Origin of the sequence: Flavobacterium sp. UBA7682, from assembly GCF_002482945.1 — a bacterium.
In the GTDB taxonomy this organism is placed as follows: Bacteria; Bacteroidota; Bacteroidia; order Flavobacteriales; family Flavobacteriaceae; genus Flavobacterium.
Window position 1 is genome coordinate 68,067 of the sequence record NZ_DLGY01000004.1, and the last position, 10,543, is coordinate 78,609.

The following is a 10,543-nucleotide window of genomic DNA, read 5'->3' on the forward strand; positions in this document are numbered from 1 at the left end:
TTATGATGATGGTGTCGCTTTTACAGGCGGTACCATCCTTTGGTCAAAATAAGACCAAAAAACAGCTAACCGTTGCCGACTATGCCAAATGGAGTAGGTTGGTTGATGAAAAAATAGCCGCCGATGGCAAATGGGTAAGTTACAAACTCAATTATGATTACGGAGCAGACACCCTCTTTGTGCAGCAAAGGCAAGGAAAGAAAAGAACGGCATTTCCGGAGGCTGAGGAGGGTTCCTTTAGCAAAGACGGAAAGTATTTGGCGGTGGTAGAAAAGGAAGGCAAACTCAGCATACGGGACCTTGCCAATAACCGGGAAACGACATACTTAGATGTAATAGACTACGAGTTTACCGAAAAGGATTTGGCCATTGTAAGTAAAACCGAAAAAGAACAGACGCTAACGGTATTCAATTTGGATACCGGTAAGGAAAATGTATTTGACGACTGTAGCGAGTGGGCAATCAGTAAAGACGGTAAAATTGCCATGGTGTCAAAGCAAGCGGTGCAATACTACCATAAGGGAACAACAACCAAGCTGCCATTTTCTGATGCAGGCTACAGAAAGTTAACTTGGAATGATGAGGCTAATGCCATTTGTTTTCTGGAGCCAATGGCAAAAGCCAATGATATGGCATCCTTCAAGATTTACCACTACAATTTAGAAAGCCAAAAAACTACGGTACTAAATCCGTTTGAAAGTGAGGTGCTAAAAGGCCAGGTGATTTTCGGAGAAGGAAACGCTGCACTACGATTTTCAAATGATGGACGGCAGGTTTTCTTTAATTACAGCGAGCCCAAAAAGAAAGAGGTGAAACAACCCTTTGAGGTTTGGGATACAGACACTCCTTATGAATACGGCTGGAACAAGTTGTATGGCGACCCAAAGCCATTGAATAAAGTGGCATCGTGGTTTCCTTCAGAGAATAAAGTGGTACTGATAGGTACCAATGAACGGCCAAATGCCATGCTAACCATTGATGGTAAATATGCCGTTTGTTATGACCTCAAACAGTATGAACCCCAGTATGGGCATGTAGCTCCGGCGGATATGTATTTAAAAAATATGGAGTCGGGGGAAGAAAAATTATGGCTGACCAAGCATACTACAGCACCCGGAATGACTGGAGCATCCCCAAAGGGCAACTATTTATACTATTACAAGGAAAGAAATTGGTGGATTTATGATATTCGCAAAGGAATCCATCACAACCTGACCGCAGCCATCCCCATTGCAGTCACTGACCACCAACGCTATGAAGCCGGACCTCCCTATCCGTTCGCAAGTCCGGGTTGGTCGGCAGACGAAAAGTATTTTATAGTGTATGACCATTACGATATGTGGCTCATTAATAGTATTGATTATTCTGCCCGAAGGATTACGCGGGGGAAAGAAGCAAACGTGCAATTTAGAGTATGTGAGGAACTCTATCCGTTAGCGAGAAAACTGTATAAAGACGAATACTTGGTCAGGGACATTGATTTCTCCAAGGGATTGCTATTATACGGAAGGTCAGATAACGGAAAAAGTGGCTATTACAAAATGAACCCTGATTTTTCAGTATCAAAACTACTGTTCAGTAATTCGGGAAAAAGCAACGTGCAAAAAGCAGCGCATACCGAGGATTATATTTTTGTGGAGGAAACTGCGGTAAGCCCGCCAAAGCTAATGCATTTTAAAGGCAGTCAACCGGTGAAAACTGTTTTCCAATCCAATCCATTGGCCAAAAACTACAGCTGGGGCGAGGCAGAATTAATAGCCTATCAAAATAAGCAGGGTGTGCCGTTAAAAGGAATTCTATACAAACCGACTGATTACGTTCCGGGTCAGCAGTATCCCATGGTGGTTTTTATTTACGAAAAACAATCTCCGGGATTTCATAACTATATTGTTCCTACTGAATTTGATTCTGTCGGCTTTAATGCCGCGCACTATTTTCTCAATGGATATCTTGTGTTGTTTCCGGATATAGTCTATACTCCGGGTGAAGTAGGGCTTTCAGCATTAGATTGTGTGGTGGCTGCTGTTGAAAAAGTGAAAAGCATGGGTATAGTGGAGGAGAATAGCATTGGTCTTATTGGTCATTCTTTTGGAGGATATGAAAGTGCTTTTATCATTACGCAGACAAAGCTGTTTAAGGCTGCGGTGAGTGCTTCCGGTACTACGAATACTATAAGCGGGTATTTATCCTATTCTACTCCAGCCAGAAGACCCGATGCTTGGCGTTATGAATCACAACAACACCGGTATGGATTTTCACCTTTTGAAAATTGGGAGGCATATAGTAAGAATAGTGCCTTGCATCATGTTGCACAGTGTGAAACACCTTTGTTAAGTTGGGCAGGGAAAAAAGATACCAGTGTTTTGTGGACTCAGGGATCGGAATTCCATATGGCATTGCGAAGGCTTGGAAAAAAGAATCTTTTTATAGTGTATGAAAATGAAGGACATACAATAAAGGACTCAAAATTGCAAAAGGATTTGACAATGAAAATTAAAGAATGGTTTGATTTTTATCTTAAGGAAAAAGCAAAGTAGAGAATTAGTAAAGAAGCCAAAACGAATGCGTTTCGGCTTCTTCTTTGGCTAATTTACTTTTCTGTACAATTCAATGACACAGTCGGTTTCGCTGCTCATATCGTATAAGAAGGCGCCATTAGTACCAATGCGACATTGTGGTTGTAACACGTTGTCAGAACATAAAGTACTGGTTACATCACAATCGTCTTCCGGGTTGTGTCCCCAGATATCGACAACTTTACCGGCTTCGGGAGCCGGACTAAAAGCAAATGCTGCAAAAACGGCAAAAGCCACAGCAAATAAAGAAAAAACGGGTTTTAAAAACGTTGTTTTCATAATAGTAAAATTTAATAGTTGATGACCTACTCTGTTACAGGTTTTCGGTCTTACCCTGATACTGCGCTGTATATTGTCATAAAGGAATTTAGAATTACCAAGGTTTATAATAATCAGTTTTTAATCGTTCAATGGTGAGATGCCTACCGTTGAGGTTAACAACATAATCGTCAATCACGATAAACTCATCCATATTGATACCTTGTTTATGATAGAGATAAAAGCTAAAGGCGTAAGTGTTGTTTTTCAGATGATACACATCAATGATGGAAGCCTTGTCCCACATGATTTTTGGCTCATGTTTACCTATTAAGGCGGAATTGACGAAAAGATAATTTCCATAAGTAGCCACAAGTCGATTTACCAGTAGAGGCTGTTCAGCCAATACATTTTGATTTTTCGATTTGATTTTGGCCACCTTGACCTGAGCCTTGCTGATGGTATCAATTGTTTTTCCGGTCAGTAACAACTCGAGCTTGGGATTCATAATCAGGAATTGATTGCGATAAAAATAAGTATAGACGATTTGATGAGTCTGTGCATTGTACACCAGTTGCCCACTGGTATCAAACAAACCATCAACTTGTTTTTTAAGCAGATTTTGGTGTAAGGACAATGGCTTTTCTCCACCAAACGACAACAACCCAAGTACATTTTGTTTTGTTTTGGAACTCACAGCCCTTACCACGGCAGTTTCCTTATTGATAGGCAAGAAGGCACTAAAATAATCATGAGTATGACTTCTCAATTCGGCTTTCCAAGTTAGAGTATCCCCAACGAAAACACAGGGAACAGTCCCATCGGTGAAGTAAAAGTACGGTGGCTTAATAGTCAATCGGGGTGCTTTGTATGGAAAATCCATTCGGGGTAAATCAATACGAACTTCTTTCTTTTTATTTAGATTCAAGTCATAGATGGTAACCAACAAAGGCGCAGTTCTATTTCCCAGATAAATATGTTTGGCATCATATCCGGCGATGTAATAGGAGGAATAGGGCAGTTCAATGCTTTTTTTGGCTGTAGTCGGATGTTTCGGAAAGCGTCTTGTAAAGTTGTTCCGATGGTGAATCACATTCTCCGACAATAAAAACAATACCACCACCACGACAATACTCAAAAACAAACCGGCCAGCGCTGTCATTTTTTTAGAAAACAATCCCGTTTTTGGATTGTCGTGTAGTAGTAAAGCACTTAAATTTAATATGAAAAATGAAAGATTAAAAAGCAAATGTTGGTTCCAACTCAATTTCTCCAATATCCCACCACAAGAGCAAGGCACAAACGGACTAAAATGCAGCATAATAAAAATATAGCTCGTAAACATCACCATCAAACACAAAGAAGCATACAAACCCAAATACCGTGTTCTTCCAAAAAACAACAACCCCACAATCACCAGTTCCACAACAGGAACCGCATAAGAAACAAACCCCGCATAAGCACTCAACAACGGCGACTGCCCCAACTGCACCTGAAAATTCTCAAAATCCACCACCTTATTAACTGCCGCATACACATAAAGCACCATATGCAACAGCGCAACAACATATATAAAGCAAGATTTAAAGGAAGCAGAAAGTGTCATCACAACAGTGTTTTAATAATTACTGTGGTAAAGTTTTGAATTTAAAGGCTTTAGGAAAGGTTAATTTGGGAATTTAAATAGGTAAAAAAAGAAAAAGGCTTATGAAATCAGACCTGCATCGCCTTTTCTGATTACCCTACTGGGGGAATAGTGGTATTTTTTCTTAAATGCTTTTAAGAAGTTAGGATAATCACTAAAGCCACAACTAAGGGCAATATCTTTAAAAGGAAGGGCTGTTTCCTCAATAAGCAAATGAGCTTTTTTCAGCCGTTCATCATTATAGAATTGATAAATGCTCGTCTTTTGCAGTTTCCGAAAATTGTCTTTTAAGGCAAATTCGTTGGTACCAAACATTCGAGCCAGTTTCTTAGTCGATGGGAGGGGTTCCTCCAAGTTATTTTGAATGTAATCAAGTACCTTTTGAACTACATGCAAACTGGCTTCATCAGACGAGGCCAAATCAGTTTTACTACTGAGGTACGGATTATAATAATTCAATTCCTCCAGTTTTTCAGCCAATTGGTTTAGCAGAGTCGCCAATTCATCAAAGGATTCATCGGCACCATCCAACACCATTCTATACCCCAAATTGCCGTTAACAATAGCAAACAGCATACGATAAATAGCTTTAATCCGTTCTTGGTTTTCTGACGGGTGCATAAATATATAGAGATGAAATAGTCGGCGAGCAATCAGGAAAGTAGGACCAAAACTAAAAAATAAAAATCCCGAAATCAAACACTATAGTGTGTGATTCGGGAATTACATACCCTAATTGGCAACCAAAAACCCAATCAAAAATACAATTGTCATCCTGAGCTTGTTGAAGGACTGTCCCAATAACTATCGTGATTTGAAGGGCTCCTCTAAGAAAAAGATCCTCTAAGTTAACACAGATAAAAACCTCAGTCCCTCAGAGCCTCAGCACCTCAGAGCCTTAATAAAAAAAGCCCCCAACAAGCACAAAACTCATCGAGGGCAATTAATGCAACAATTACCTTTTAAACCTTACTAACCTTCAAAACAGCCGAACTGTTAAAGACCCCATTCTGTAACGCATACATTTCCCCATTAACTTCTTGATAAAACGCCAAGCACAAAACCAAAAATAAAGGGTGAGTACTGACAGCCGTTACCTGATGACTGTGACTCAAAGCCACAGTCGGCAATCCATTCCACGGCAGCACAGCACTTTCACTGGTGTCAACCACAAAAGCCCGATTCACAAAATCAAGCTCAGCACCACCGCTAATGATTTTATAATGCGTAGCACCATCCGGAGTCATAATCATTTCCGTTGGAACATAAGCCGGAACCTCAAGCGTTATAACTCCGGTAACCCGGTCTATCGTCCCTATATACGGAGCAAAAAACGTCGAACCCAACGGAGACCTAATGTTAAACTCAAAATCGGTGAGCAATCCCACATCACCGTCAACAACATTTCTTAACCCTCTGGCACTGCTGAGGTCAGCATGAAGGACACCCATCATTTGTTGGTGCAACCTACTCACAACACGATTATCCGCATGCAGCAATAGCGGTCGTATTGCCATTCTCAGTAACTTACCAGCCCGTGCAGCCCTGCCAAACTCCATCCCGTTTTCTCGCGTTCGCTGAAAAACAGGATCTTGCTTAATTCTCTTTCCGTTCACACCGCCCTTTTCGCGGATAAGGTAACCATCCTGACTTTTATAAAAGTTGATGTCACCCAAGGTGCCTTGCACCTTTAATGGTCCTCTTTGTCTGGCCATAATTTTAAATTTTTACGATTAACATTCATTTTCATTGTTCCTCATTCCGATTATCGTTGCAACTAAAATCTAATAATGAATTCCAAAGATTACACAAAGAATCCAATTCTCAAACACCAACCGTAAGAAATAGTGTATAATCGACTGTAATCGTCTATAATCACAAATAATCATACATAATCATCTATAATCGATATTCTAAATAAGTGATTAAGAAGTACTAATGGTACATAGATACTGCATATATAGTGCATAAGGAAAGCATTAAAAAGAAAGACTACAAGAATCTAAAATTGTAATAAACGTCATCCTGAGTGTTTTTGGCTTTGCCAAAAATGTATCGAAGGGCGTCACCCTGAGTGTTTTGAATGCAATTCAAAACGTATCGAAGGGCATCACTTCGAGTGATTTTATAAACTGAAAACGTTAGTTTTTAGTTTATAAAATTGTATAGAGAAGCAATTTTAAATAGATTATTTCTTACTTTTATAAGATGAAGCAATCCTACGTCTACATACTCAAATGTTCCGATGGCACTTATTACACAGGAGTTACAAGTAATTTAACGCAACGGATATTCCAACACGATATAGGTTATTATCCCGATTGTTATACATTTAAAAGAAGACCACTCGAACTAGTTTTTTACTGCGAGTTCACAGATATCAATATAGCTTTTGAAAAGGAAAAGCAAATTAAAAAATGGTCAAGGGTTAAGAAAGAAGCCTTGATAAAAGGGGACTATGACGCTTTACCCAACTTGGCAAAAAAGAAGTTCAGTTGAAACAACGGTTCTCGATACATTTTTTGTTGCGTTACACTCCACAAAAACCACTCGAACTGACGAGCCTCTACTAAACCGCCACCCTGAGTGTTTTTGGCTTTGCCAAAAATGTATCGAAGGACATCACTTCAATTGTCACTAAACATCTCCATACCGCCACCCTGAGTGTTTTTGGCTTTGCCAAAAATGTATCGAAGGGCGTCACTTCAATTGTCACTAAACATCTCCATACCGTCACCCTGAGTGTTTTTGGCTTTGCCAAAAATGTATCGAAGGGCGTCACTTCGAGTGATTTTATAAACTGAAAACGTTAGTTTTTAGTTTATAAAATTGTATCGAGAAGCCTCTTACACAACGTTTCTATACACTTTTATCCCATTACGTTCCACAAAAACCACTCGAACTGACGTTCTAACAACTAAATACCGTCACCCTGAGTGTTTTGAATGCAATTCAAATTGTATCGAAGGGCGTCACTTCGAGTGATTTTACAAAGCAAAAACGCTAGTTTTTACTTTGTAAAATTGTATCGAGAAGCTCGTTCACTACAAAACATCCTACCCCTCACTTTCACTAAAAATTAACATTCGTTTGGGCGTACGTCTTAACTATAAATGATAATTTTATAGCATATGGAAAAGCAGATTAAAAAAGGATTTTTCTTTAAGCCCTACGAAGCACCATTTCTTTCGCCATTTGATAAATTGTTTGACCTATTCAAAGAATTAATTACCCACACCTCCGGCGATTTTGAAGAAGCCATTGATTGGCTGCGGCAATTGGATGTTGAGTATAAACTAACAGACGACCAATACACCATTGATGATTTTGTAGAAGATTTAAAGAAAAAGGGCTACATCCGCGAGGAAGTAAAACCCGATGGCACCGGTGGCATGAGCATTACCGCCAAAACCGAGAGAGCCATTAGACAAGCGGCCCTAGACCAAATATTTGGCAATCTCAACAAGTCGGGTAGTGGGAACCACAAAACCAAATACTCCGGCAACGGCGATGAAAAAACAGGCGAGTTCAGAGCCTACCACTTTGGCGATGGCCTCGAAAACATTTCACTCACCGAAAGTATTCGCAATGCCCAAATCAATAATGGTGCAGGAGAGTTTCAATTAACCGAAAACGATTTGGTCGTTGAAGACAGCCAGTTCAAAGCCCAAATGAGTACCGTACTGATGATTGACATCAGCCACAGCATGATTTTGTATGGGGAAGACCGCATTACGCCCGCCAAAAAGGTAGCCATGGCCTTAGCCGAATTAATTACCACGCGCTACCCCAAAGACACCATTGACATTTTGGTTTTTGGTAACGATGCTTGGCCCATTGCCATTAAAGATTTGCCTTATTTAACCGTAGGGCCTTACCATACCAATACCGTAGCCGGTTTGCAATTGGCGATGGACATCCTCCGCAGAAAGCGCAATACCAACAAGCAGATATTTATGATAACCGATGGCAAACCCAGTTGCGTGCGCGAAAAGGACGGTACCTACTACATGAACAGCAATGGTTTAGACCAATACATCGTGGAGCAGTGCTACAACCAAGCCGCACAAGCCCGTAAATTGCACATTCCCATCACCACGTTTATGATTGCCAACGACCCCTATTTACAGCAGTTTGTCAACCGGTTTACCGAGGCCAACCAAGGGAAAGCCTTTTACACGGGATTAAAAGGGTTGGGCGAGATGATCTTTGAGGATTATGAAACCAATAGAAAGAAGAAGTTGAGATAGATAGTTAGGGAAAAGAGAATTACGAATTAGGAATTACGAATTAGGAATAGGAGAACCGACAACCGACAACCGTCAACCGACAACAAACAACATACCACTTAAAATGAAAACAGACAACATAAAAACACTAGGCGAATTAAAAAAAGCAGGCTATACCCCCAAAAGCATCAAAGATGAGCTTCGCGATAATTTGCGTAACAAAATAAAATCGGGGCAGCCGGTATTTGAAGGGGTACACGGATTTGAAAACACAGTTATCCCCGAGTTGGAGCGGGCCATTTTATCACGCCACAACATTAATTTATTGGGACTTCGCGGTCAGGCCAAAACACGCTTGGCACGCAAAATGATTGAATTATTAGACGAGTATATTCCGGTAGTGGCGGGTTCTGAGATTAATGATGATCCTTTGCGACCGTTGTCGCGTTTTGCACAAGACCTTATTGCCGAACAAGGTGATGCCACACCAGTGAATTGGGTTCACCGCAGCGAACGCTTTTTCGAAAAGTTAGCTACGCCCGATGTTACCGTTGCCGATTTGATAGGCGATATTGACCCCATAAAGGCCGCCAATTTAAAACTTTCCTATGCCGATGATCGCGTCATCCATTTTGGGATGATTCCCCGAGCCAACCGCAGTATTTTTGTGATCAATGAATTACCCGATTTGCAGGCACGCATTCAAGTCGCCTTGTTCAATATCTTACAAGAAGGGGATATTCAAATAAGAGGTTTTAAACTCCGCTTGCCGTTAGACATGCAATTTGTATTCACCGCCAACCCGGAAGATTACACCAATAGAGGTAGTATTGTTACCCCGTTAAAAGATCGTATAGGTTCCCAAATATTGACACATTACCCCGAAACGATAGCCATAGCCCGAACCATTACAGATCAAGAGGCTAAGCTAGATGAACAACAAGCCAATACGGTTTATGTTCCTTCGTTAGCCAAAGACTTGTTGGAGCAGATAAGTTTTGAAGCCCGAGAGAGTGAGTATATTGATTCCAAAAGTGGGGTCAGTGCCCGAATGAGCATTACCGCTTTTGAAAACCTAGTTAGCACCGCCGAGCGCAGGGCATTATTGGCAGGAACCGATACTACGATGGTGCGTTTGTCTGATTTTATGGGGATCATTCCGGCCATTACCGGTAAGGTAGAATTGGTTTATGAAGGCGAACAAGAAGGAGCTGCCGTGGTGGCCCAACATTTAATAGGCGATGCCATTAAAACCTTTTTTCCGGCTTACTTTCCCAAAATTGAGAAATTGGAACGCGATGCCGATGCCAGTCCGTACGCCAAAGTACTCGAATGGTTTTTTACCGAAACAGGTTTCGAATTGCTCGATGACGCCACAGACAATGAGTATCAAAAACAATTAGATGCTATCACTCCATTATCCGATTTAGTTCAGAAATACCAACCCAATTGTTTATCGGAAGATCGCTATTTCCTGAAGGAATTTTTGTTGTGGGGTTTAGTTGAGTATGACAAATTGAGCAAGGATAGAGTGGCAGTAGGATATCAGTTCAAAGATTTGTTTAGTAATTATATCAATAAACTATAAAAAGCGTTTAACTTACAAGATAACATTCGTTAAATGGCACAGCATTAATGAAATAGCTTTTTGGTAAAAAAATAAGTTAATTTTTTACCCTAAATCTTTTTGCAAAATGAAAAAGGTTGCTATATTTGCAACCGCATTGAGAAATTAATGCCCGACTTATTGGAGAAATGGCAGAGTGGTCGATTGCGGCAGTCTTGAAAACTGTTGACTGTAACAGGTCCGGGGGTTCGAATCCCTCTTTCTCCGC

The 10,543-nt window shown here is 40.6% G+C and carries 8 protein-coding genes and 1 tRNA gene; 5 read left to right on the forward strand and 4 right to left on the reverse strand.

What is annotated here, in order from left to right; genetic code table 11:
- Nucleotides 1-2 precede the first annotated feature (2 nt).
- Nucleotides 3-2,537: an alpha/beta hydrolase family protein gene (locus tag B3C16_RS00665; protein WP_291127593.1), complete on the forward strand. Its 2,535-nt coding sequence runs from the start codon at nt 3-5 to the stop codon at nt 2,535-2,537.
- A 48-nt stretch (nt 2,538-2,585) separates the two neighbouring features.
- On the opposite strand, the gene B3C16_RS00670 is transcribed toward B3C16_RS00665, so the two are convergent.
- The 4 genes from B3C16_RS00670 to B3C16_RS00685 form a co-directional block, all read right to left on the reverse strand.
- Entirely contained in the window at nt 2,586-2,855 is a 270-nt protein-coding gene (locus B3C16_RS00670; protein ID WP_291127596.1) for a DUF6520 family protein, read from the reverse strand.
- Between the two features lie 94 nt (nt 2,856-2,949).
- The gene (locus B3C16_RS00675; RefSeq protein ID WP_291127598.1) at nt 2,950-4,440 is read right to left on the reverse strand and encodes a MauE/DoxX family redox-associated membrane protein; all 1,491 of its coding nucleotides are present in this window, start codon (nt 4,438-4,440) and stop codon (nt 2,950-2,952) included.
- A gap of 99 nt (nt 4,441-4,539) precedes the next feature.
- Nucleotides 4,540-5,100: an AraC family transcriptional regulator gene (locus tag B3C16_RS00680; RefSeq protein ID WP_291127601.1), complete on the reverse strand. Its 561-nt coding sequence runs from the start codon at nt 5,098-5,100 to the stop codon at nt 4,540-4,542.
- Between the two features lie 341 nt (nt 5,101-5,441).
- On the reverse strand, nt 5,442-6,194 hold the full coding sequence (locus tag B3C16_RS00685) for a hypothetical protein (RefSeq protein ID WP_291127604.1): 753 nt from the start codon (nt 6,192-6,194) through the stop codon (nt 5,442-5,444).
- Nucleotides 6,195-6,687: 493 nt separating this feature from the next.
- On the opposite strand from B3C16_RS00685, the gene B3C16_RS00690 reads away from it, so the two are divergent.
- The 4 genes from B3C16_RS00690 (at nt 6,688) to B3C16_RS00705 (ending at nt 10,542) form a co-directional block, all read left to right on the forward strand.
- Nucleotides 6,688-6,978, forward strand: coding sequence for a GIY-YIG nuclease family protein (locus tag B3C16_RS00690; protein ID WP_291127607.1), 291 nt, complete (start codon nt 6,688-6,690; stop codon nt 6,976-6,978).
- A gap of 632 nt (nt 6,979-7,610) precedes the next feature.
- A complete protein-coding gene (locus B3C16_RS00695; RefSeq protein ID WP_291127609.1) occupies nt 7,611-8,729 on the forward strand; it encodes a vWA domain-containing protein in 1,119 nt (372 codons plus the stop codon).
- A gap of 103 nt (nt 8,730-8,832) precedes the next feature.
- Nucleotides 8,833-10,296, forward strand: a complete 1,464-nt coding sequence (locus B3C16_RS00700; protein WP_291127612.1) for a magnesium chelatase — start codon at nt 8,833-8,835, stop codon at nt 10,294-10,296.
- Nucleotides 10,297-10,457: 161 nt separating this feature from the next.
- Nucleotides 10,458-10,542, forward strand: a tRNA-Ser gene (locus B3C16_RS00705).
- The last annotated feature ends 1 nt before the right edge of the window (nt 10,543 follow it).

What these genes read in the sequence shown, in the direction of transcription:
- B3C16_RS00690 (WP_291127607.1), top strand. Translation starts at nt 6,688, where the DNA reads ATGAAGCAATCCTACGTCTACATACTCAAATGTTCCGATGGCACTTAT.
- B3C16_RS00695 (WP_291127609.1), top strand. Translation starts at nt 7,611, where the DNA reads ATGGAAAAGCAGATTAAAAAAGGATTTTTCTTTAAGCCCTACGAAGCA.
- B3C16_RS00685 (WP_291127604.1), bottom strand. Translation starts at nt 6,194, where the DNA reads ATGGCCAGACAAAGAGGACCATTAAAGGTGCAAGGCACCTTGGGTGAC.
- B3C16_RS00665 (WP_291127593.1), top strand. Translation starts at nt 3, where the DNA reads ATGATGATGGTGTCGCTTTTACAGGCGGTACCATCCTTTGGTCAAAAT.
- B3C16_RS00680 (WP_291127601.1), bottom strand. Translation starts at nt 5,100, where the DNA reads ATGCACCCGTCAGAAAACCAAGAACGGATTAAAGCTATTTATCGTATG.
- B3C16_RS00675 (WP_291127598.1), bottom strand. Translation starts at nt 4,440, where the DNA reads ATGACACTTTCTGCTTCCTTTAAATCTTGCTTTATATATGTTGTTGCG.
- B3C16_RS00670 (WP_291127596.1), bottom strand. Translation starts at nt 2,855, where the DNA reads ATGAAAACAACGTTTTTAAAACCCGTTTTTTCTTTATTTGCTGTGGCT.
- B3C16_RS00700 (WP_291127612.1), top strand. Translation starts at nt 8,833, where the DNA reads ATGAAAACAGACAACATAAAAACACTAGGCGAATTAAAAAAAGCAGGC.